This is a genomic window from Aquirufa sp. TARAVU-A1A, from assembly GCF_054558675.1.
In genome coordinates this window covers 167,316-188,824 of record NZ_JBPXKP010000001.1, presented here as the reverse complement: position 1 = coordinate 188,824, position 21,509 = coordinate 167,316, and the positions used below count along the sequence as shown (strand labels likewise).

At 44.2% G+C, this 21,509-nt stretch carries 22 protein-coding genes; 12 read left to right on the top strand and 10 right to left on the bottom strand.

Going from position 1 to position 21,509, the window contains the following annotated elements:
* Nucleotides 1-5: 5 nt before the first annotated feature.
* From V7S75_RS00945 to rbsK, 3 genes are read right to left on the bottom strand one after another with little or no spacing between them, the layout of a single operon-like run.
* Complete coding sequence (locus tag V7S75_RS00945; protein ID WP_459510821.1) at nucleotides 6-1,553, bottom strand: ADP-ribosylglycohydrolase family protein; 1,548 nt, start codon at nucleotides 1,551-1,553, stop codon at nucleotides 6-8.
* On the bottom strand, nucleotides 1,550-2,554 hold the full coding sequence (locus tag V7S75_RS00940; RefSeq protein ID WP_459510820.1) for a nucleoside hydrolase: 1,005 nt from the start codon (nucleotides 2,552-2,554) through the stop codon (nucleotides 1,550-1,552). The genes V7S75_RS00945 and V7S75_RS00940 overlap by 4 nt, the downstream gene beginning before the upstream one ends.
* Nucleotides 2,551-3,450, bottom strand: coding sequence for a ribokinase (gene rbsK, locus V7S75_RS00935; RefSeq protein WP_459510819.1), 900 nt, complete (start codon nucleotides 3,448-3,450; stop codon nucleotides 2,551-2,553). Before rbsK ends, V7S75_RS00940 begins: the two co-directional genes overlap by 4 nt.
* A gap of 71 nt (nucleotides 3,451-3,521) precedes the next feature.
* Here rbsK and V7S75_RS00930 point away from each other — a divergent pair, with 71 nt between their 5' ends.
* The 5 genes from V7S75_RS00930 to V7S75_RS00910 are packed head-to-tail and all read left to right on the top strand — an operon-like array spanning nucleotide 3,522 to nucleotide 7,998.
* Complete coding sequence (locus V7S75_RS00930) at nucleotides 3,522-4,739, top strand: acyltransferase family protein (RefSeq protein ID WP_459510818.1); 1,218 nt, start codon at nucleotides 3,522-3,524, stop codon at nucleotides 4,737-4,739.
* Nucleotides 4,740-4,769: 30 nt separating this feature from the next.
* Complete coding sequence (locus tag V7S75_RS00925) at nucleotides 4,770-5,381, top strand: flavin reductase family protein (RefSeq protein WP_459510817.1); 612 nt, start codon at nucleotides 4,770-4,772, stop codon at nucleotides 5,379-5,381.
* 48 nt (nucleotides 5,382-5,429) lie between these two features.
* On the top strand, nucleotides 5,430-5,843 hold the full coding sequence (locus V7S75_RS00920) for a VOC family protein (RefSeq protein WP_459510816.1): 414 nt from the start codon (nucleotides 5,430-5,432) through the stop codon (nucleotides 5,841-5,843).
* Nucleotides 5,843-6,811, top strand: a complete 969-nt coding sequence (locus V7S75_RS00915; protein ID WP_459510815.1) for a zinc-dependent alcohol dehydrogenase — start codon at nucleotides 5,843-5,845, stop codon at nucleotides 6,809-6,811. Before V7S75_RS00920 ends, V7S75_RS00915 begins: the two co-directional genes overlap by 1 nt.
* A complete protein-coding gene (locus tag V7S75_RS00910) occupies nucleotides 6,808-7,998 on the top strand; it encodes an MFS transporter (protein ID WP_459510814.1) in 1,191 nt (396 codons plus the stop codon). The genes V7S75_RS00915 and V7S75_RS00910 overlap by 4 nt, the downstream gene beginning before the upstream one ends.
* A gap of 152 nt (nucleotides 7,999-8,150) precedes the next feature.
* On the opposite strand, the gene V7S75_RS00905 is transcribed toward V7S75_RS00910, so the two are convergent.
* Complete coding sequence (locus tag V7S75_RS00905) at nucleotides 8,151-9,521, bottom strand: MFS transporter (protein WP_459510813.1); 1,371 nt, start codon at nucleotides 9,519-9,521, stop codon at nucleotides 8,151-8,153.
* Between the two features lie 144 nt (nucleotides 9,522-9,665).
* Here V7S75_RS00905 and V7S75_RS00900 point away from each other — a divergent pair, with 144 nt between their 5' ends.
* The 5 genes from V7S75_RS00900 to V7S75_RS00880 all read left to right on the top strand — a co-directional run bounded on the left by V7S75_RS00900 (nucleotide 9,666) and on the right by V7S75_RS00880 (nucleotide 14,468).
* Nucleotides 9,666-10,988, top strand: a complete 1,323-nt coding sequence (locus tag V7S75_RS00900; protein ID WP_459510812.1) for an alpha-L-fucosidase — start codon at nucleotides 9,666-9,668, stop codon at nucleotides 10,986-10,988.
* A 93-nt stretch (nucleotides 10,989-11,081) separates the two neighbouring features.
* Complete coding sequence (locus tag V7S75_RS00895; RefSeq protein ID WP_459510811.1) at nucleotides 11,082-11,687, top strand: gluconate 2-dehydrogenase subunit 3 family protein; 606 nt, start codon at nucleotides 11,082-11,084, stop codon at nucleotides 11,685-11,687.
* An 18-nt stretch (nucleotides 11,688-11,705) separates the two neighbouring features.
* Nucleotides 11,706-13,421, top strand: a complete 1,716-nt coding sequence (locus tag V7S75_RS00890; protein WP_459510810.1) for a GMC oxidoreductase — start codon at nucleotides 11,706-11,708, stop codon at nucleotides 13,419-13,421.
* 228 nt (nucleotides 13,422-13,649) lie between these two features.
* Nucleotides 13,650-13,856 (top strand): helix-turn-helix transcriptional regulator, encoded by a 207-nt coding sequence (locus V7S75_RS00885; RefSeq protein ID WP_459510809.1) that lies wholly within the window; start codon nucleotides 13,650-13,652, stop codon nucleotides 13,854-13,856.
* A 57-nt stretch (nucleotides 13,857-13,913) separates the two neighbouring features.
* On the top strand, nucleotides 13,914-14,468 hold the full coding sequence (locus tag V7S75_RS00880) for a hypothetical protein (RefSeq protein WP_459510808.1): 555 nt from the start codon (nucleotides 13,914-13,916) through the stop codon (nucleotides 14,466-14,468).
* Here the strand turns inward: V7S75_RS00880 and cysM are convergent.
* The 4 genes from cysM to bshC are packed head-to-tail and all read right to left on the bottom strand — an operon-like array spanning nucleotide 14,454 to nucleotide 18,723.
* Entirely contained in the window at nucleotides 14,454-15,329 is an 876-nt protein-coding gene (gene cysM / locus V7S75_RS00875; protein WP_459510807.1) for a cysteine synthase CysM, read from the bottom strand. The genes V7S75_RS00880 and cysM overlap by 15 nt on opposite strands.
* 1 nt (nucleotide 15,330) lies before the next feature.
* Complete coding sequence (locus tag V7S75_RS00870; protein WP_459510806.1) at nucleotides 15,331-16,140, bottom strand: serine O-acetyltransferase; 810 nt, start codon at nucleotides 16,138-16,140, stop codon at nucleotides 15,331-15,333.
* Nucleotides 16,140-17,177 (bottom strand): tRNA 2-selenouridine(34) synthase MnmH, encoded by a 1,038-nt coding sequence (mnmH, locus tag V7S75_RS00865; protein WP_459510805.1) that lies wholly within the window; start codon nucleotides 17,175-17,177, stop codon nucleotides 16,140-16,142. The genes V7S75_RS00870 and mnmH overlap by 1 nt, the downstream gene beginning before the upstream one ends.
* On the bottom strand, nucleotides 17,170-18,723 hold the full coding sequence (gene bshC / locus V7S75_RS00860; RefSeq protein WP_459510804.1) for a bacillithiol biosynthesis cysteine-adding enzyme BshC: 1,554 nt from the start codon (nucleotides 18,721-18,723) through the stop codon (nucleotides 17,170-17,172). Before bshC ends, mnmH begins: the two co-directional genes overlap by 8 nt.
* Nucleotides 18,724-18,829: 106 nt before the next feature.
* Here bshC and V7S75_RS00855 point away from each other — a divergent pair, with 106 nt between their 5' ends.
* Entirely contained in the window at nucleotides 18,830-19,933 is a 1,104-nt protein-coding gene (locus V7S75_RS00855; RefSeq protein ID WP_459510803.1) for a PorP/SprF family type IX secretion system membrane protein, read from the top strand.
* Here V7S75_RS00855 and V7S75_RS00850 read toward each other — a convergent pair.
* Nucleotides 19,930-20,382, bottom strand: a complete 453-nt coding sequence (locus V7S75_RS00850; RefSeq protein WP_459510802.1) for an NADH-quinone oxidoreductase subunit A — start codon at nucleotides 20,380-20,382, stop codon at nucleotides 19,930-19,932. The two genes, V7S75_RS00855 and V7S75_RS00850, sit on opposite strands and share 4 nt — an antisense overlap.
* Nucleotides 20,379-20,996: a DedA family protein gene (locus V7S75_RS00845; RefSeq protein ID WP_377974607.1), complete on the bottom strand. Its 618-nt coding sequence runs from the start codon at nucleotides 20,994-20,996 to the stop codon at nucleotides 20,379-20,381. The genes V7S75_RS00850 and V7S75_RS00845 overlap by 4 nt, the downstream gene beginning before the upstream one ends.
* Nucleotides 20,997-21,099: 103 nt before the next feature.
* On the opposite strand from V7S75_RS00845, the gene V7S75_RS00840 reads away from it, so the two are divergent.
* Nucleotides 21,100-21,483 (top strand): hypothetical protein, encoded by a 384-nt coding sequence (locus V7S75_RS00840; protein ID WP_459510801.1) that lies wholly within the window; start codon nucleotides 21,100-21,102, stop codon nucleotides 21,481-21,483.
* Nucleotides 21,484-21,509 lie beyond the last annotated feature (26 nt).

Below are 21,509 nucleotides of genomic sequence, written 5' to 3'. Positions count from 1 at the left end.
GTCGTTTATAAATTTCCTAATCGATAATTTTTCTGATCATTCACGCGAATGGCCTTTTCTTGATAAATCAAAATGTCGGTCAATTTGCATTCATAACCCGCCGTTGGATTCACTAATTTCAATTTGACATCATGTTTTCCATGGGCCAAATCATATTTCCAGGTTACTTCATGTCGGCGAGTCGTAAAGGATACCGGCAATTTCACATGCTCCATCAACGCTCCATCAACCCAAACTTCAAGGTCAAAGGCATGCGGATCCAAGGACGCCCATTTGGCCATGTCACCCTTCACCACAAATCCCGTTCCCTCAAATTGGAAGCTATATTCGTCTTTCAACGGCTTATTCACCCACAAGCGTTCCACCGGATACACATCCGTGAAACTCTGTTCAAAACGTACTGCCTTAGGGGCTTCGAGCGGAATTTGGATAAGGTTGACCCCCACTTTCCCGCCGTGCATTTCAATGTTTTTCAAGGCATGACGGTAGCCGATTGCATATACTTTGTTCAAAGACGTTGTCGTGTATTTGAAATCAATATCTTCCGCCTCCTTTAATCCCAGTTTCCAGTAAGCTGGAATTTTGTCATAGCCGAGCATCGTTCCTAAAATCCCCGCAGCTGAGGAAGGATTGCAATCCGCATCTTGTCCACACCGCGTTGCGATTTCAACGGTCTTCCCAAAATCGCCCTGACCATATAATAAACCTATTACCACATAGGCCGAATTCACCGTCGCATCGATGTTGAAAGGAGCAAAAACGCCGTCCGGGCAACCGATGTCGTCCGACCATTTATTTTGAACCTCGAGCCACGTTTTACGCCAGTCGTTGGGGTATTGTTTATGCCAACGAATCACATCGGAGATGCATTTGTAATAATTACTTTGAGCAGGAATGGTTTTTAAAGCCTCATTGACAATTTTATTGATATCATTATGAACAAAGGCCAAAGTATAGCAAGCACCCAAGTACACCCCTCCATAATAACCATCACCGTAATTCATGATGTGCCCGATTTGATCTGAGATTTGCGAAGCTGCATTCGGCATCGCAGGTGACATCAATCCCGCAAAGTCACATTCGATTTGGTAATCGATGCAATCTGCGTGCGGATTGTTCTTCCAATGTCCCGATGCAGGTGGCATGATTCCATTCAAGATATTATATCGGCCGGCTTGATTCGCATGCCAAAGCGCATAGCCCGCTTGTGCATAAGCTTTCGCGTGTGAGGCGATCGGCGCTTGCAAACCCTCCCGTTCAAAAACCTCCACAAAGGTTAAATCCATGTACAAATCATCATACAATCCTGGATTTTCAAGCATCGTTTTTTTCAAATAGCCATCATACCACGGCACCGGTTGGTAAGCGTTTATTATCGTTCCATTGTAACGGAATTCCATCGGCCCACCAAAAGTCACCCCGATGGTTTGGCCGGCCCAACCGCCTTTGATTTTGTTTTGTAAGGCCGCCGGCGTGATGTTGAATAGCTGGGTTTGCGCTAGCGAGACTAGGCCCCAAAGTAAAAACGTCACTAAACTGAAAAGCTTTTTCATCGTTTGGGTTGTAGGTTTTGGTAGAGGTATTTTTTCATGATGCGGTCTATGAATCCGGCCGAATCGATGCTCGTTCCGATTTCCGCATTGGGTGTTTTCCCGGGAATTATGTGCGTGAAGCCTTTGTCATCCACGTCGATATGCACCTTTTCTGTTTGGAATAATGCCGGATAGGCTTCCATGCCGATGGCCACCGGGTCAAAAAGGGTAGGCGTTTCATTTCCCCAAAGCACATACAATCCACTTAAGGCATTCGTTAACGGGGATTGTCGCTGGTTAATTTTATCGCGATTGTTGCGGTCTAATTTCACCATCGCCGTCACATCTAATCCTGCATAAACAATGTTCGCTCCTGAATGGACAAATTTCTTAGCCGCAAGTATATCGACCACAACATTCCATTCCGCATCGATCGGCGCTTTCGCCGAATATCCCAATCGGAAAGAACCAAACATGGCATAAATCGCTTTGGCCTTTTTCAGCACCTGCGGATCTTGATCGATAATGTCCGCGAAATTCGTCACAGGGCCCACGGAAAAAATGATTACTTCCCCTGGATATTGCATCAAGGTATTTCGAATAAATTCTGCGGCATCAGGATCTTTTTGCTTCAAGGGACTCAAGCCAATCGTCTGCCGATATTGATTCGCGAAAACGGGGGCAACTTTGGGTGCAGGTTTAAATCCCTCCGCCCAATAAAATTGCTCGGCAAACCAGTTGGCCCGTTCATTTTGGCCTGAAGTATTGCGCCCAACATACACGGGGATTTTGGTTTGACCGGTTTCTGCCAACAATTTTTGAGCCAGGCGCGCACGGTCTTCCGTCCGACCGTAACAGGTCGTGATGCCCATAATTTCATAGCGATCCTGCATGGTAAGCAACAAACTCAGCGCATAGGCATCGTCAATGTCATCTCCCAAATCGCAATCAAAGATGACTTTTTGTTTTTGCTGGCCGAAGACCTGCAGCGAAATGAACAAGAAAAATATCACTTTTTTCATATCAATTCAGCTAATAAGGGCATGGACGCCTGAGCACCTGGTCGCGTGACAGAAATGGTTGCCGCAGCACAGGCAAAGGGAATCGCATCGGCCCAATTGGAATGATTACTTAAGGCAACGGCCAGTGCCCCATTGAAGCAATCGCCCGCCGCGGTCGTGTCTATGGCCTGCACCTGTTTTGTAGGGATGAAGTTTTTGGTTTCCGCCGACTGGTAATAGGCACCTTGTGAGCCCATGGTGATGAGCATGTGTGCTACGCCTTTGTTCAATAAAATCGTGGCGGCCTCTTGGGCCTTTCCTAAGGAATTCACCTCGATGCCTGTTAATAATTCCGTTTCGGTTTCGTTTGGCGTCAACGCAAATAGGTAGGGATATATTTCATCGGGAATTTCAGCGGCTGGCGCGGGATTTAGGATGACTTTAACTCCTTTGTTATGTGCTTTTTTAATCGTGTGCCAAACCGTTTCGAGTGGTATTTCTAATTGGATCAATAAGATGTCACCAGTTTCGAAAAGTGCATCCGCTTGTTCAATATCGACGATACCCAGGTTCCCATTCGCTCCAGAAGCCACAGTAATACTGTTTTCGCCTTGTGCATCTACATTAATCAGCGCTACTCCAGAAGGCAGATTAGGATCTGAAATGACAAAGTCCGTATGAATTCCTTCCGCGATGAACTGTTGGCGTGCCATATCTCCAAACACATCCTGTCCTACTTTACAGATAAAATGCACGTTGCCACCTAAGCGCGCAGCGGCTACCGCTTGATTTGCCCCTTTTCCTCCCGGATTCATAAAAAAGGAGCCCCCTAAAATGGTTTCGCCGGGTCTTGGAATCCGTGCGGATTGAATGACCATGTCGGTGTTTGAACTTCCTACGACAATAATTTTGGACATGTTTGTTGGGAAAAGTAATTCCAAATTACAATTAAATATTGATTTAGTATAAAAATGGCTAATTTTCGAACATGGAAATGAAAAACCGCATCGTATCGCTCGACGTCTTTCGAGGAATCACCGTCATGATGATGACGATAGTCAATAACCCGGGAGATTGGGGACATATTTATGCGCCTTTGGAACACGCGGCGTGGAATGGCTGCACGCCCACAGACCTGGTTTTCCCCTTCTTTCTTTTCATCGTAGGTGTATCCGTTTCCATCAGTCAATCGGGGACAGTTGCCTTTTCTAAAATTTTAACGAGGACTTTAAGTCTACTATTACTGGGTTGGTTTCTCAGTTTTTTCTCTAAAATTCATGTGTCTGATTGGTCGGGCGCCCCATTGATGGTCGTTCGATTGATGGCTACAACAATCATAACCCTTTTGTTTTTCACGGATTATCCTCGAAAATTACATGTTTCTCTTGCGCTTTTTGTTTTAGCCATCTTGCTCGCTTTTGGCGGGTTTGAAGATTTTGCCCACGTTCGTTTACCGGGCGTTTTACCTCGCATCGCCTTAGTTTATGCTTTATTGGCCATGTTACATGGCCGAATTGCCACGCGTGGATTGGTTCTTTTATCCTTGCTTTTTCTGATTGCTTATTGGGTCCTCATGACCTACATGCCCGTTCCGGGTATCGAGGCAGGAAGCCTGCAGGAGGGCAGGAATTTAGCGGCGTATGTCGACAACTATTTATTGCCTGGGCATTTGTGGTCGGTGACCAAAACCTGGGATCCCGAAGGGATATTAAGTACCATTCCAGCATTTGCGACGGGTACTTTAGGGATGTTGGCCGGCCTGTATTTTCGTTCGCAAACGCGACTATTGGCCATGGCGGGTTTATTCTGTATTGTTTTGGGGGCTGTTTGGGATCTTAGCTTCCCGATCAATAAAGCGCTTTGGTCTAGTTCCTTTGTATTATATACCGGCGGCTGGGCAATCGTTTTATTATGTCTTTTATATTGGATCGTAGACGTGCAACATTTCGCAGGTTGGACAAAACCCTTTGTAATTTTTGGTGTAAATCCCATGTTGGTCTTCTTCTTTTCAGGCATCATTCCGCGTGCCTTAAACATGCTAGAAGTGGAAGGGAAGGGGCTGACGGCTTATTTGCAGGATGTCCTATTCGCATCTCGAATTTCGGATCCTTTTCTAGCTTCATTCGCCGGGGCTTTTACGTACTTGCTCATCTGGTTTTTGATTTTACGCTTCTTTTATCAGCGCGGTCGCATATTTAAGGTTTAAACAATCCGACAATTTGTAAGTTAGCTTTTCATGAAATGTTACACTCCTTTCGATTTACAAGCGATGGATCGCTACCAACGCGCGAATTTTGTCAACTGTCTGGGCGGTTTTAAACCGGCGACTTTGATCGTTACCCAAAATCAGTCGGGCTTATCGAACGTTGCTTTGTTTACAAATATCGTTCATTTAGGAGCTGATCCAGCTTTAATCGGTTTTATCAATCGGCCAAAGGAGGCCACGCCACATACATTAGCCAACATAGAATCCACAGGTTTTTTTACGATGAACCATGTGGGTATTGACCAATTCGAAGCGGCGCATCAGACCAGTGCCAAATATCCGGAAGGTGTATCTGAATTTGATCACGTTGCTTTAACAGAACAAGTCCGTCCGGAATTTTCAGTCCCTTTCGTTGCGGGAAGTCCGGTGCAATTGGGCTTTAAATTGGTTGATGTCATGCCGATTAAGCATAATGGAACGTATTTAGTAATTGGCGAATTAGCCTGTGCTTTCTTGGACGAATCACATGTGGCCGCGGATGGTTTTATCGATTTAGCGGAGGCGGGTTCATTGGCAGTCTCGGGTTTACAAGGTTATTACCAACCAAAATTCCTACTTAATTTGGGCTATGCGCGTCCATAAGCTTAAAATTTCCTATTTTTAGGTTCTTGAACCTATAATAACACGGAAATGAAGATTGATTTTATCCATCGGATCCAGCACATTGGTATCCCCGCACATGACCTAGAAGTATCCATTCCATTTTATGAGCGCCTCGGTTTTGAGAATGTGATGGAGGCTCCTTTTGAGTTTGATGGCGGTTATGGCACCTGTGTCATGATGAAAAATCACGAGGTCATTGTCGAATTATACCAAATGCCTGCGAAGCAATTAGCTGAGATCAAAGGTCGGTCAAATGGCCATGTGGATCATTTCGCCATTGATGTTGCCGATGTAGATCATGCGTTTGATACTTTGAAAAAAGCAGGTTTTGAGATTTTAGAATCCACGCCGACTTTTCTTCAATTTTGGAAAAATGGAACTCGTTTTTTCAATGTGAAAGGGCCATCAGGGGAAATCATCGAATTTAATCAGATTTTATAATGCGGGCTGCTTATTTAACAGGGCCCAAATCCATTGCTTTTCGTGAGGAGCCCATACCGGTGCCAGGTCCGGGACAATTGCGCATTCGTTTGGAGGAAGTAGGTATTTGTGGTTCGGATGTACATTATTTTGGTGGGCACCGACCATTGCCAGGCCCAACGATTATCGGCCATGAAGGCTGGGGTTACATCGATGCCGTGAGCGAAGGAGTGCAGCGCGAAATCGGAGAGCGAGTTGTGGTTGATCCCAATGCGCCTTGTGGAAATTGTGTCTACTGCGAACGCGGCCAGGCGACAGTTTGTCCGAATAAACGAACCATAGGTTTAAATGCTCCCGGTTGTTTTGCGGAATATGTGCTTATTCCGGCCGACTTTGCGCATGCATTGCCTGAGACCGTTTCTGATACGGATGCTGTCACCATTGAACCTACTGCCGTTGCTTTTCATGCGCTTAAACATGCTTCTTTGCATGCTGGAGATGCGATTTATGTCCTTGGCCTCGGGGCCATCGGGATGTTGATTACCCATTTGGCAATTCAGCGCGGCATCATTGTTTATGTAGGCGAATTGAATGCGATGCTCTTAGAGAAAGCAGTTTCCTTGGGTGCGCGTACGGGTGAATGGCAGACGGCAGATGTTCGCGTTGCCTTTGAATGTACGGGTTCCGCGGCGGCAACCACCGCCTTGTGTGCCGATGTTCCAAGGGGTGCAAGTGTCGTTTTATTGGGTTTGTCGGAAAAGCCGGCAAGTTTTACTCCGTTGGATTTGGTTCGTCGGGGCATTTCCATTCGGGGGTCCTTGATCTATGACCATCCGGAGGATTTTAAATCGGTTATTCAATCGATTGTGGCAGGTGAAATTCACCCAGGCCAAATTATTTCAAAATATATTCCTTTAGCGGACTTGGAGGCAGGATTAATGGCAGCGTCGAGTGGTCACCCAGGAAAAATTGTTGTTCAAATCAAATGAAAAATTCGATGTCTTGGCTCCAAATCGGAGTAGTAGCCTTATGCTTTTTGCTGAATTTCAATGATGGCATCGATGTGCTGTTGGTCTCCTTTACGGGTGCTGAAATCATGAAGGAATTCGGACTTAGTAATGCCGAATTAGGCTACATTTTCAGTTCGGGTTTAGGTGGAATGACGGCGGGCTGTTTTATTTTAGCTCCTTATGGGGATCAAATCGGTCGGCGGAAGATATTTTTGATTTCCTTATTCCTGATCAGCTCGGGCATGCTTCTGGCCTATTTCTCATCGAATTACGCATTGCTTTTGGTTTGTCGGGCCCTGACCGGTTTAGGTATCGGCGGAATTTTGCCCAATTTGGCGACGGTTGCCTCGGAGTTCTCCACAGATAAAACGCGTGATTTTAATGTCGGTATTGTGCAGGGCGGTTGGCCGCTCGGGGCTATTTTAACGGGCTTTGCGAGTGCGTGGATTGTGCCTTTGTACGGTTGGCGCTTTGCCTATTTGTCTGCGGGAGTATTCTCATTGACGATGTTTATAGCCGTGTTTTTTGTCCTGCCGGAATCTCCGGCTTATTTGAACCGAGATAAAATGCAGGTGAAGCGTGCTTCTTGGCGGGATCTTTTTGTGCCGGAATTCCGACAATCCACGATTTATTTATGGTTGGCCACTTTCTTTGGATTCATCACACTTTATACCGTCTTGAGCTGGGTTCCCATTCTTGCCAAACAAACAGGCATGCCATTCGAATTAGCTACTTACATCGGGACTGCGATGAACCTGGGCGCTTTTTCGGGCGTCTTTGTGATGGGTATTTTGATTGGTCGGATTGGCATTAAACGCGTGATCATGATTTATGTTCTGCTCGCATTTGTGCTCTTGAACCTTTATGGAAACTTAGACCAAGATTTTCTATTGAAGTTTGCCTTGACATTCGGGATTGGCTTTTTTGTACAGGGTGGATTCAATTCCATGTATCCGGCTTCCACGCGCATTTATCCATCCGAAATTCGTTCAACCGGGGTAGGATTAGCGATGGGCATGGGGCGCTTTGGAGCGATTTTAGGACCAAGTTTATTTGGCTTGATGGCAGATTCTGGGGCATCCATTTCGATGCGTTTTGTGCTATTCTCTTTGCCAATTGTTTTGGCAGCGGTATTCATTAATCGGATTAAATCGCCGAATTTATAGGAGAAGGCTGATACGGCTATCGAGGGATCCGAGACTTAGGTCTGGGCTTGAATTAAAACCCTAGGCTTCAGCCTTGGGAACTTTGGCAATCCTATAAGGTTTGCCAAAGAGAAACGTCCAACGTCCAATGTCTAACGTCTAAAGTCCAAACATTAATCCATTAACGCCCTTCCTTTGGTTTCAGGTAGATACAAGACCCCCACAATCACCGTCAAGGCCGAAAGTGCAATCGGATAGAAGATTCCAGAGAAATTTGAATGGGTCACTGCTCCAAGCCATGTAGCGACAAAGGGTGCGCATCCTCCAAAGATTCCATTCGCAAAGTGATAGGGTACCGATAGCGAGGTATAGCGTATTTTGGTCGGGAATAATTCCACTAAAAACGCCGCGATGGGACCGTATGCCATGGATGCAAAGGTCACTAAGCACGTGCAAATGAAGGCTAATTCAATTTTCCCCTTCATCGTTAATTGGTAAGCGTCGTTGATCAAAGTCCCTTCCTGATCTACGATGTCCGACATCCATGCGAACAAAGGATAATAGAAAATGGCTGCGAGGGCCATGCCGCCCAACATGATTTTCTTGCGACCTACACGATCCGATAAACTTCCGAAAACCACAAACAAAGGTGTTCCCACAACCAAGGATGCAGCAATGATCAAATTGGTCGTTGTAAAATCAACCTTCAGAATCTTGTTGATAAATATCTGCGCATAAAATTGACCTGTATGCCACACAACCCCTTGTCCCACAATCGCACCAAACATCGCGATCAACATCAATCGGCGATTTGCTTTCGAAGCAAAAGCCTCTTTTAAGGGGTTTTCTGAGAGTCGGCCTTCCTGCTTCAATTTCGAAAACAGCGGGGATTCGTGCATGTTCCGACGAATGAAATAGGAAACAATCACCAAAATTCCAGATAGGGCGAAAGGCACGCGCCAGCCCCAATCCTTGAAAGTGGCATCGCCCATCAGGTTTTGGCAAACTAAAATCACGACGATCGAAACGAAAAATCCAATCGTAGCTGTAGTTTGGATGTAGGCTGTGTATTTTCCACGCTGGGCATCCGGTGCATATTCTGCTACGTAGGTCGCCGCACCGCCATATTCGCCACCTAATGCGAGTCCTTGAATGATACGTAAAAGCAACAAAATCGCGGGAGCAACGAGACCAATCTCACTATATGATGGGATTAAGGCAATGGCGAATGTAGAGCCGCCCATCAATAGAAGTGTTAATAAAAAGGTGTATTTCCGACCAATCTTATCACCCAATCTGCCGAACAAAATTCCACCAAAAGGTCTTGCCACAAATCCCGCACCGAATGCCGCGAGTGTAGATAAAAATGCCGCCGTAGGATCGTCTTTTGGGAAAAAAGAAAGGGAAATAATCGCAGATAAACTGCCAAAAATGTAAAAATCGTACCACTCAATCACCGTACCAACCGAGGAGGCGATGATGACTTGCCAGAGTTTTTTAACAGGAATTTTATTATTGTCGAAAATAGGAGAAGCTTCTTGCATGTGTAATTTTTAGCTGATAGGCTGCCGGGGTATATAAACCTGCAGTAGCGGTACAAAAAACAAAAAAATCTCCCAAAAATCCTATCTACTTCCTGATAAACCTATCCAAAAAAATGATAATTTGCTGATTCTAAACCTACATCGATGAAGAAAATCACCCTATTATTAGCCCTTTTTGCCAGTTTTCAGGCGATTAGCCAACAATACACGCCATCCGCCGCGAATTTAGCCGAACGTCAAGCTTTTCAAGACCGCAAATATGGGATGTTCATCCACTGGGGTTTGTCCAGTATGCTCGGCGATGGCGAGTGGGTCATGAATAACAAAGGCATTTCCAAAAATGATTATGGGCGCTTAATGCCTGCTTTTGATCCGAGCAAATTCAACGCAGATGCTTGGGTTAGTACCGCTAAAAATGCCGGAATGAAATACATCATCTTCATTACGCGTCACCACGATAGTTTTTCGAATTGGGATACCCAGCAAGCTGATTGGAAAATAACCAATACGCCCTTTCATCGCGATGCGCTCAAAGAGTTAGCGGAAGCCTGCAAAAAACAAGATATGAAATTGGGGCTCTATTATTCCACCCTGGACTGGTACCGCGACGATTATCCTTTTGAGACGGGTCGTACCGGCCAAAAAAGCGGCCGGAAAGGGAAAGGCGATTATGCTTCCTACCTGAAGTTTATGAAGGCCCAACTAACGGAATTGTTAACGAATTACGGGGAAATTCATAACATTTGGTTTGATGGGCATTGGGATCAAACGAATACAGAAGGAAGTGCGGATCGTAAATCGCGCATCGACTGGAAATACGATGAAATTTACAGCTTGATTCATCAATTGCAGCCTGCATGTTTGATTGGAAATAATCACCATTTGGATCCGATTCCTGGGGAGGACTTCCAAATGTTTGAGCGGGATTTACCCGGGGAGAATCATTCCGGGCTGAGTTTTCAGCAAGCCTCTGCATTGCCTTTAGAGACTTGTGAAACCATTAATGGTGCCTGGGGATATAACATCACGGACCGAAAATTTAAAACGCCCAAGCAAATTATTCATTTGTTAGTTGGCGCTGCTGGACGTAACGCAAACTTGTTATTAAATGTAGGTCCGATGCCCACGGGGGAAATCCAACCGGAGTTTACAGACTCGTTGGCTGTAGCTGGACGCTGGTTGAAAGGCCACGGAGAATCTGTTTACGGAACGCGCGGTGGGCCATTGAGTCCACAAACCTGGGGTGTAACGACTCAGACGGACACGCACGTGTATGTACATTTGTTAAAACGTCCACAAGACGAAACGATCTATATCCCAGGGAATTACAAAAATGGTCCCGTGAGCATGTTAGGGGAAACGCAGACTTTGGTAGGAACTGTAGAAAAACAAGGCATCCACATCGACGTCAAAAATCTACCTCCATACCGCATAGATTTAGTTTTAAAGTTAGAAAAAGCTAAATAATTCCTAGAAAAACGAAGATTCTGATTAAATTTGTTGCTTGTCTTTTTGATCAAAAAAGAAGACAACCGACCTGAACAATTTAACAATAAAACTATGCTTAACAGAAGAGATGCTGTCTCGAGAATAGCGATGCTCGTTGGAGGTGTTTTTAGTGCCCCTACCTTGTTTGCTATGGAGGCAAAAAAAGCAGGTATTGTCGCGGAAGCGGGTACCTTCACTTTGACAGATAGCCAACGCAAAATCGTTGCTGCCGTGGCTGAACACATTATTCCAAAAACATCTACCGCAGGTGCCATTGAAGCAGGTGTTCCTCCATTCATCGAAATGATGTTGAATGATTGCTACAAAAAACCAGAACATGTGAGCTTTAAAAAAGGGGTTGATAACTTAGCAAAAGCAAAGTTTTTGGATCAATCACATGATGCGCAAGTAGCGATGTTAACCTTGTTAGAAGCAGATACCAAAGAATTGATGAAATCCTATTCTGCGAGCAAAGTGAAAGTGGGAGACAATGTGGATAAGGATATTTTAGAAGGTGCCGGTGGTGTTCCATTCTGGCGCGTGATGAAAGAATTGACTTTGTTAGGATACTATACATCTGAAAAAGGCATCGAAGGTTCTTTCGAATACCATCCCGTTCCAGGCAAGTTTGAAGTCATTTCAAACATGAAGCCTGATCAAAAATCATTTGTTTATTAATCCCAAATCATACGAGAAATGAATCTTAATATAGATGCAATCAAGAGCCAAACGTTTGACGCTATCGTCATTGGATCCGGTATTTCGGGTGGTTGGGCTGCAAAAGAATTAACAGAAAAAGGCTTAAAAGTTGCCGTGATGGAACGTGGTCGTGAGATCAAACACATCGAAGGTTACGAAACTGCGATGAAAAATCCATGGGAGTTCGACCACCGCGGTCGGCCAACTAACATGGCTGCCGAGGAATATTGGGCAGGAATGCGTACAGGTTATACGCCTGCAGAGGAGCATCGCTACTTATTCGAAAATGATAAGCAAAATCCATACATCGAGAAGAAAGGTGGATTCGATTGGATCCGTGCTTATCACACAGGAGGTAAATCTTTGTTGTGGGGTCGTCAAACGTACCGTTGGAATCGCGAGGATTTCTTAGCGAATGAAAAAGAAGGTATCGGTACTCCTTGGCCTATCGGCTATGATGATTTAGCACCTTGGTATGCATACGTGGAGAAATTTGCGGGTATTTCAGGTCAAGCAGAAGGCTTAGACGTGTTACCAGATTCAGATTTCTTGCCTGCGATGCAGATGACTGCTCCAGAAGTTCACTTCAAAAATGCGGTGGATAAAAAATTAGGTCGTCCCGTGACAGTAGGTCGCGTAGCGCACTTAACAAAACCTGGTAAGCAACATACGGATCTAGGTCGTTCATCTTGTAACTACCGTAACAAATGTATGCGTGGATGTCCTTATGGAGCTTATTTTAGCTCTTTGTCGGCAACTTTACCAGCTGCACAACGTACAGGTCGTTTAACAATGGTACACAATGCAATCGTAGCTGAAATTATCTACGATGAGAAATCGCAAAAAGCAAAAGGTGTTCGCGTGATTGATCAAAACACCTTGGAGCATAAAGAGTATTTCGCAAAAATTATCTTCGTAAACGCTGGGGCAATTGGCTCAACTGCGATCATGATGAACTCGAAATCGAACCGTTACCAAAATGGTTTGGGTAATGATTCTGACCAATTAGGTCGTAACATCATGGACCACCATTTGGGAGTAGGTGCTTCTGCAACCGTAGATGGCTTTGAGAAAGACTATATGTTCGGAAATCGCCCGAACGGATTATACATCCCACGTTACCGTAACTGGGGCAAAGACAAGCGTGGATATACGCGTGGTTTTGGTTACCAAGGGGGTGCAAGCCGTGAAGGTTGGGGACGTGGCGTAGGTCAAGATGGCTTTGGTGCACAATTCAAAGAAAGCTTAACGCATCCGGGTCAATGGACTGTTGGTTTTGGCGGTTTTGGTGAAATTTTACCAGATCCAAACAACCGTTTTACGCTAAGCGATCAAAAAGATAAGTGGGGCTTACCTGTCCTTTCATTCGAAGCTAATTTTGGCGAAAATGAAATCAAAATGCGTCAAGATATGATGAATGATGCCGCTGAAATGTTAGAAGCAGCTGGTTTCAAAAACATCAACGCATATAATGGTCAAAATACGCACATTGGTTTAGGTATCCACGAAATGGGAACTGCGCGTATGGGTACATCTGTAAAGAACTCGATTGTGAACAAACATAACCAAGTTCACGAAGTGAAGAACGTATTCATGACAGACGGAGCTGCAATGGCATCCGCTTCTTGTGTGAATCCGTCGTTAACTTACATGGCAATGACCGCGCGTGCAGCCGATTTCGCTGTAAGCGAATTGAAAAAAGGAAATCTATAAGATTGATCTAATTTGTTTGAAAGCCCGAGGCAATTTGTCTCGGGCTTTTTATTTTTTGGGTATTTTCTAAAATGGAAAATTTATTTCCATTTAGTCAAATGATGTGCCGTTTCATAAATAAATCAACCGAATTAGTGATAAATCAACAAATATCTCATCCAAAGCATTGCATATAAGCATTCAATTTTAAATATTCCCGTATGAAAAATTCACCTAACCCTAATCATCATGAAAACAAAACACCTTTTTTCAGTCCTCCTGATTAAATCCCGACAATCCAAACGAATGACGCAACAACAAGTTGCTTCTGCCGTGGGAGTCAGTCAAAGTGCTTATAATTATTGGGAATCCGGTAAACACTTTCCAAATGCACAGAAACTTTACAATCTAACGCGCGTGCTCAGTATTCCAATCGATGAAATGATTGGCGTATAAAATCTCGCTTCATCCTTGACGTTTTCCAGCGTCAAGGATTTTTTTTACCTTTAAGCTATGTTGATTTCCCGAATCTCTTATTTCCTGCTTTTATCTTGCCTGATTTTCGCATGTAAACCTGCTGCTGAAGAAAGTACAAAACCCGTATTTTACCCTTGGGAGAAATACCTCACAGCGCAGATTGACTCCCTTAGCAAGCATCCGCAAACAGTACACAAAACCATTTTGTTGGACGGGAAAAAGGAAGAAAAGCAACTCGCAACGATCGATTGGAAACAAGAATGGGCGATGTTTTTGCATGCCGACTTGAATACGCCAGCTGCTGCTTCGGCCTATGATAATCTGTCTGAGGATGGATTTGTTTGGTATTCGTTGAAAGCCAATGAAAACTTAGCCGTAAAGAAATTATACATTCAATTGGATGCGTTGGACAGACCTGCAAAGGTTGAAATTGTCATTGACGAAAAGAATTTTCTTTTCGAAACGCACAAAAAATTACACATGAATTTTACGGATGGGCATGTACAGACCTATTCAATCGAGGGGTCCCAACAGATGCGTTGGATGTCTCCAACGCATTATCAATTAATGGGTGTATTACTCCCCAAATAATCCGCTCGACAAATAGCGATCCCCACGGTCGCAAATGATACATACAATAAGTCCTTCGTCTAATTCATTCGCTAAGCGAATACTCGCTGCCACGGCGCCCCCACTACTCATTCCGCCAAAAACGCCTTCTACCTTCGCCATCCGACGGGTCATTGCCGTCGCTTCATCTTCCGAAATGTCCATGATTCGGTCCACACGTTCCGGTTGGTAAATTTTCGGCCGGTAAGCCTCTGGCCACCGACGAATTCCAGGAATTTTCGAACCTTCTGTTGGTTGACAGCCCACAATCTGAATGGCTGGATTTTGTTCCTTTAGATACATTGACGTTCCCATGATCGTCCCCGTCGTTCCCATGGAACTGACAAAATGGGTGACTTTTCCTTGCGTATCCCGGTAAATCTCGGGTCCTGTCGTTTTGTAATGGGCTAAATAGTTGTCCGGATTTTCAAATTGATTCAATAAAACATAAGTTCCAGATGCAGCTTTTTCCACGGCATAATCACGCGCAGATTCGATGCTTTCAGTTAGGGTAACTTTTGCCCCAAAGGCTTCCATTGTTAATACGCGTTCCCGTGTAGAATTGGCGGGCATGGCTAATTCGATTTCTAAATCATATAGTCGGGCAATCATCGCCAATGCAATTCCCGTATTACCCGAAGTTGCTTCGATTAACTTCATGCCGGGTTTGATTTCACCTCGCTGAAGAGCAGACTCAATCATGTTTTTGGCCGCGCGATCTTTGACCGAACCACCGGGATTGTTGCCTTCCAACTTGCCCAATATGCGAACCTTGGGGTTATTGTGCAATTTATTCAAATCAACGAGGGGTGTATTGCCCACCAAATCCAATAAAGCAGCCATCTTATTCTTGAATGATTTTTTGATTTTCTTGATGATAGATTTTTGTGTTGGCCGCCACACTGCGTGTCAACCACACGTTTCCGCCAATGATAGAATTAGCGCCTACGACCGTGTCTCCCCCGAGAATCGTAGCACCGGAATAGATAACAACTCCATCTTCGATACTAGGATGTCGCTTAGTTGATGCCATCGACTTGTCTACGGAAAGCGCTCCCAACGTCACACCTTGATAGATTTTTACGCGTTTCCCAATCACACAAGTTTCTCCGATCACAATCCCAGTCCCATGATCCATGAAAAAATATTGACCGATTTGGGCGCCAGGATGAATATCAATACCTGTTTTGGAATGGGCATATTCTGTTAATATGCGGGGTAATAAGGGTACTTTTTCTTCGTGTAAACCATGTGCTAATCGATAAAATGCTAGGGCGTAAAATCCCGGATATGTACGAATAACTTCATAATCTGTCGTCGCCGCGGGATCACCATTCACCATGGCCTCAACGTCCGTCAAGAGCAATTGATAAATCCCTGGAATGCGCTCCATGTACCTTGTTGTAATGTTTTGTGGCGTGTCAGGTAATTTATCTGCCATGGCATGCAACAAACTTTCCAATCCATTTTCGATGGATTCCCACACTAAACGCAAGTCTTCAATTTGGCAAATTTGTTTACGCGCCTGTTCGGGAAATAGCGTCAACACAATTTTTGTGAACAGTTTTTTAATATCGGATGTGGCTGGAAAGGAGTCCGTATTCACATGGCGATCCAATATTTCTGCTAGGAATTTTTCAGGTAACATAGGCATTATGAAAATGTGGTTTGACAAATGGGATGCGCCATGACTGCATCTGTTTGGGCTTGCGTTTCTAAGGTATGGATGACTATTTCTTGAATCTGCTCGGGTGTTCGCTGATGCAAACCGTGCACATAGGCCTTGTCGTAATAATTCAAGGTAATCGCAGCTACCTGGGTAAAATCATCTACTTCTAATGCCTCGATGGCGCTTTTGTAGAAATCTCCGCCTAGGCGCTTTTTGATTTTCCCTACCGCATGGGCAAGTGCTTCTTTGGGATAATGGGCATATACCTCCACCAAATGAGGTAATCGGTATTCCGCCGCGATATCCAAAAATAAAATTGGTGCTGCACGAAGTTGTGTATATAAACCCAAAGGCATAAATACCTGCCCAATGTGCCTACTTTCATCTTCTATCCAAATGGGCTTGCTGTAGTCCAATCTTCGGAGCTGCGCGACAACCTCGTTCTCAAAATGTTCGCTCGTAGGTTGAGGGACTAATCCCAAATGTCCAAATACGGATCCTCGATGATGAGCAATGCCCTCTAAATCGATGACCTGGGCACCGCGCTTTTGCATCTCGAGTAAAATATCGGTTTTTCCACTACCCGTTTTCCCCCCTAAAACCACGAAAGGAATCTTACGATCAAATTCGCTTAGGACATAATTGCGATAGGCTTTGTAGCCGCCAACGAGAATTTTGACCTTTAAGCCAGCGGTCTCAAATAACCAGGCCATGCTTCCCGAGCGCATGCCGCCGCGCCAGCAATGCACGAGGATGGTATTGTCCACGGCGAGTTTCTTAGCCATCTTCACCCATTGAGCCATTTTAGGCCCTACGAATTCCAGTCCTAGCTCGATCGCGGCGTCTTTCCCAACTTGCTTGTAGGTTGTACCTACGCGAGCACGTTCTGCATCATCAAAAATTGGGAAGGAAATGGCACCAGGAATGTGTGCACGCAGGTACTCTTCTGGGGAGCGAACATCCAAAATAGGATATTGATCCGCAGCCGCTAAAAACGCCTCAGGACTAAGTTTTTCAGGCATCTTTTTCGGGTAAGTACATGACAAATAATTCAAACTTCAGCGGATCCAACACCGCAAGTAAATCCACGAGCAGATTCGGGTAATTGAGGTAAAACTCAAGGAAGTTAGTGTGCCTTTCTTGCCAATTCCCCTCCGGGAAAAGTTTATTTTTGATGGCTTGAATTTGGCCTAAACCTACAGCTTGGTTACGTTCTTCCGCCTTACGCATTTTCTTACTTAGCCGCTCAAGCCCTTTTTGCCAGCGTGTTTCTTCGGCTAACACAGAGGCCTCTAAGGTTTCGTCGATGGCCTGTGCTTTTTGGGCAATTTTCGACATCAGATTGGACAGGCGCTCTTGTTCACTTCCTAAGTCTAAAGCATGTTTGGTGTGCTTGTCGACAAATTGTTGTCTCAAACTACGCTCATCCTGGAAAATATCCGGAATACTTAATTCCAATTTCTCTAGTCGGGCCGCTTCCAAAGGCGGAATGATGATGCCAAAATTACGAGGTAGTAAAATCGGGAATGGCGTTTGATGCAAATCAAAAATGCCCTTCAATTGGAACCAATAGGCTACTTCAGCGGCGCCTCCCATGTAGGCTAAATTAGGTAAAATAGTTTCTTGGTATAAAGGACGCAAAGCAACATTCGGACTGAAGCGTTCTGGATGTGCTTTTATTTCTGCTTGCAAACTAGCAGCGCTAAATCGAATGGACTGATTAAGAACTTTAAATTCATCGCCCTGTTTTTCAATCCGCTCCCGCATGCCATCAAGCATGTAGAAGAAATTGATTTCACGCGCATAAATTTGAGGACTATAGCCCAAATTAGTCAAGATATCATTGCTGGCATTAACGCATGCAAGATGTTTATTGTCTAGTATATCCGCCTCCATAACTGGAATAAAACTGCTTTTTAAGCGCGCATCATCCGCATCTAAACAGATCAAGCCTTCTTGTCCAAACAGCGCATGCATGTATTTGCGAACGGCATCTGCCAAGTTTTTCGCATCAGCATAGCTTTCTTTGAAAACAGGAATGCCGCTTGGCAATTCTGACCAAATGCTGTTCAAGCCTGAAATTTCAAAGCGCCCAACAGGCCCTTTTTGTTCAGTATCCCACTGGATTTTCTTGCCAAATAAGTGCAAATGGTTGATTTCATCCCAGTCGTGATCCTCGGATGCCATCCAGTAGACTGGAACGAAATTGTATTTGGGATAGGCCTTTTTCAGTTGTCTCGCTAGATTTATCGTAGAGACGATTTTGAAAATCACATAAAGTGGTCCCGTAAATAAGTTCAGTTGATGGCCTGTGGTAACGGTGTACGTGTTTGAATCTGCTAAACTATTGATATTGGGGCTATTGGATAGCCCTTGGTATTGATCTGTTAATACTTCAACTAACAGCGACCTGTTAACTGATTTTTTAGAATCGATTTGTGCCTGGAAAGAAGCGAGGGTTGGTGCATTACCATACAAGGATTTTAATGCTGAATCACCCGCTAAATAGTTTTTTAGCAGTTTACCGAAGCCATTTATTTGATCGAGCGGATAAGTTTGAGTTTGCATTGGCCTTTTATGTTGGTAACCATTCCGTAAAAACCCCATAGATTTCCGGAAAGTTCGAACGAAATTAAATATATTTAAGCGAAATTTGTGGTTCTATACCAATCGAATGAGATTTTTAATTTTCCTTTTATTCTTCATGCTAACTTTTGTAGGCTTTGCGCAGCAAACGCCCCAGTTTACGCAGTTTATGATGAATAAATATGTTTATAATCCTGCCTTTGCGGGTTTTGAGGATTATATAGACATTAAATCAGGATTCCGTACGCAATGGACTGGGCTAAATACAGCAAATAAAACGGCCTATGTGACCGCAAATTTGGCCTTAGATAAATCGGACCGCACGTCCACCGGTCGTACGCCTTTCATGTCGAAAACGATACGTAGAAACTTTTCGCCCACTTATATCCGCCAAAAGACCAAACGTAGCGGCTTTCATCAAGGCATCGGTATTCAAGCATATTCGGATCAAATAGGGGGACTGACAAGTAATTCACTCGCAGGAACCTATGCCTATCATCTTTCCGTAGGAGGGGAAAACAAAATCGCGGTAGGTGCCACGGCAGGATATTATTTCCGCACGTTGAACATGACGGGATTTAACGTGAAAGATCCCGGTGATCCTTTCATCATGTATCAAGATCAAAATTTGCCATCCCTTACCCCAAGTGGTCAAGTTTCAGGGGGACAATCCCTGGTCAATGTGGGCATGCTTTATTACAATCGTAATTTTTACATGGGATTATCGGCTAATCAACTCATTTTTGATAGCTTCAGCTACCTCCGGTCGAGCGACGGTTCTGATACCTTATCGAGAAAACTAATGAATCCGGATAAGGCCGAAACCTATCAAGCACTCTTGTTGGGAAGCACAGCACCCAATATCTTCTTCCAAACAGGTATGGAAATTAAGTCCGGAGAGTTTTGGACCTATTCTCCTTCCTTATTGGTGAAGTATATGAAAGGGGTTTCATTAGGGATGGAGGCCAATATGCGCGTGACCTTTAATGATGCGATTTGGGCGGGTGCGACTTATCGCCACAATGAAGCCATTGGTTTAATGTTTGGGATGCACATAAGCCAACAAATTAATATGACCTATTCTTATGAGACTCATTCAAATGGTCCGATGAAAACATCCCTTGGCTCTCACGAGCTGGTGTTAGCGCTGAAATTCAGGAATAAGGTTTACAGTGTAGATCCTGCTTTTTAATTCTTTTTATATCGCTGGTAAGCGTTTTCTGGAATAGGACTTTCGATATCCTTTAATTCTTGAACGGGTTTTTCCCAATTGAGGTATCCACGTCTCCAAGCAAATGCGAGGCCTAGGCTTAGAATCCCAACAAACAAAAACATTTCCCACAAGGCATAAGCAGACCAGTTTGGAATGGCACGTAGTGTTTTGTTGCTGAAAACAACGGCCCAAGGGAAAAGGAAAATTAGTTCAACTTCAAATAGAACAAAGAGTAGTGCAATTACGTAGAAACGTGGATTGAAGCGCGTATTTGCATTGCCCACAGGTTCTTCGCCGGACTCGTAGGTGCTTAGTTTTTCTACATTCGGTCGGTTGGGTCGAATAAAACTCGCAAGCTTTAGCACCAAACCCAAAAAGGCGATACCTGCCAGGAGGAAAGCAGCTACATATCCAAATTGTTCAATCATTTGCGTAATTTCAAATAGCCCTTGATCAGGGTAAATGTCGTAATCCCTAGGAAAAATAATATGATGTATTGAACATAATTGATGATCCAAGGGAAGTATTGTCCCATGTAATATCCGCCGGCAACCAATAATCCTACCCACATGGCGCCGCCAACTAAATTCAATAGAATAAAACTGTACCAAGCCATGTGGCTTATTCCAGCTAAAATGGGCGTAAACGTACGAACGACTGGGAGAAATCGACTGATGACTAAAGCCATAAAACCATATTTTTCGAAAAACTCACGGGTGGAATCTAAATGTTTCTTTTTGAAGAAAAGGCTATCGGGCCTTCGCTGAAGGGATTTTCCGAAGAATCGCCCGACAAGGTAGCCAAGCAAGGATCCCAGAACGGCAGCTAAAAAGATACTTAATAAAATGGTCGTCAAAGGTTCTTTCAAGACACCAGTTCCTCCAAATACTCCTGTGAGGAATAATAGGTAGTCCCCTGGAAGGAAAAAGGCGAAAAACAAGCCATTTTCAGCAAATACGATGCAGGTGATAACAAAAAGGCCGGAGCGAATGATTGTTTCTGAATCAGTTAATTGATGCCACAAAAGATTTATTTCATCCATAATTTTTCCCCTCCTCAGGAGGGTTTGGCCTAATTCTCAATTGTTTAAATAAATTGAGCCCATAAATATCCAATAAATTTCGAATTTTTTCTACATTTGAGAGATGAAAAATGTAATCGCTTTTTTCTTGTTCATGCTTTTCTTCTCTGGGAGTCTTATTCCCAAAGTGGGCTTGGAGCAATCTTTTAAAGCGAATGAACTACTCAAACATTTTCAAGATCACAAAAAAATCTCCGGCGCTACCTTCCGCTTCATCGATTTCCTTTGGATGCATTATGCCGCAGATTCTAAGCACAACAAAACGACCAAACATCCTAGTTTGCCGCATTTTGATTTCTCGGGTACCGCGGGTTTTGTGCTTCCTGTTTTTCAATTACTCTTACTGATTCCATTCGTTTTATTAGCGATTCGCCGTTTACGAACGTTTTGGGAAAATCAATACCAATTTTCATTGGAACGTGTATTAATTGCGCCTCCCCGGGCATAAGAAGATTGTTTTTCAATTTTCTTACG

Coding starts and splice junctions, on each gene's coding strand:
- V7S75_RS00945 (WP_459510821.1), bottom strand. CDS start 1,553: ATGAAAAAGCTTTTCAGTTTAGTGACGTTTTTACTTTGGGGCCTAGTC.
- V7S75_RS00940 (WP_459510820.1), bottom strand. CDS start 2,554: ATGAAAAAAGTGATATTTTTCTTGTTCATTTCGCTGCAGGTCTTCGGC.
- rbsK (WP_459510819.1), bottom strand. CDS start 3,450: ATGTCCAAAATTATTGTCGTAGGAAGTTCAAACACCGACATGGTCATT.
- V7S75_RS00930 (WP_459510818.1), top strand. CDS start 3,522: ATGGAAATGAAAAACCGCATCGTATCGCTCGACGTCTTTCGAGGAATC.
- V7S75_RS00925 (WP_459510817.1), top strand. CDS start 4,770: ATGAAATGTTACACTCCTTTCGATTTACAAGCGATGGATCGCTACCAA.
- V7S75_RS00920 (WP_459510816.1), top strand. CDS start 5,430: ATGAAGATTGATTTTATCCATCGGATCCAGCACATTGGTATCCCCGCA.
- V7S75_RS00915 (WP_459510815.1), top strand. CDS start 5,843: ATGCGGGCTGCTTATTTAACAGGGCCCAAATCCATTGCTTTTCGTGAG.
- V7S75_RS00910 (WP_459510814.1), top strand. CDS start 6,808: ATGAAAAATTCGATGTCTTGGCTCCAAATCGGAGTAGTAGCCTTATGC.
- V7S75_RS00905 (WP_459510813.1), bottom strand. CDS start 9,521: ATGCAAGAAGCTTCTCCTATTTTCGACAATAATAAAATTCCTGTTAAA.
- V7S75_RS00900 (WP_459510812.1), top strand. CDS start 9,666: ATGAAGAAAATCACCCTATTATTAGCCCTTTTTGCCAGTTTTCAGGCG.
- V7S75_RS00895 (WP_459510811.1), top strand. CDS start 11,082: ATGCTTAACAGAAGAGATGCTGTCTCGAGAATAGCGATGCTCGTTGGA.
- V7S75_RS00890 (WP_459510810.1), top strand. CDS start 11,706: ATGAATCTTAATATAGATGCAATCAAGAGCCAAACGTTTGACGCTATC.
- V7S75_RS00885 (WP_459510809.1), top strand. CDS start 13,650: ATGAAAACAAAACACCTTTTTTCAGTCCTCCTGATTAAATCCCGACAA.
- V7S75_RS00880 (WP_459510808.1), top strand. CDS start 13,914: ATGTTGATTTCCCGAATCTCTTATTTCCTGCTTTTATCTTGCCTGATT.
- cysM (WP_459510807.1), bottom strand. CDS start 15,329: ATGGCTGCTTTATTGGATTTGGTGGGCAATACACCCCTCGTTGATTTG.
- V7S75_RS00870 (WP_459510806.1), bottom strand. CDS start 16,140: ATGCCTATGTTACCTGAAAAATTCCTAGCAGAAATATTGGATCGCCAT.
- mnmH (WP_459510805.1), bottom strand. CDS start 17,177: ATGCCTGAAAAACTTAGTCCTGAGGCGTTTTTAGCGGCTGCGGATCAA.
- bshC (WP_459510804.1), bottom strand. CDS start 18,723: ATGCAAACTCAAACTTATCCGCTCGATCAAATAAATGGCTTCGGTAAA.
- V7S75_RS00855 (WP_459510803.1), top strand. CDS start 18,830: ATGAGATTTTTAATTTTCCTTTTATTCTTCATGCTAACTTTTGTAGGC.
- V7S75_RS00850 (WP_459510802.1), bottom strand. CDS start 20,382: ATGATTGAACAATTTGGATATGTAGCTGCTTTCCTCCTGGCAGGTATC.
- V7S75_RS00845 (WP_377974607.1), bottom strand. CDS start 20,996: ATGGATGAAATAAATCTTTTGTGGCATCAATTAACTGATTCAGAAACA.
- V7S75_RS00840 (WP_459510801.1), top strand. CDS start 21,100: ATGAAAAATGTAATCGCTTTTTTCTTGTTCATGCTTTTCTTCTCTGGG.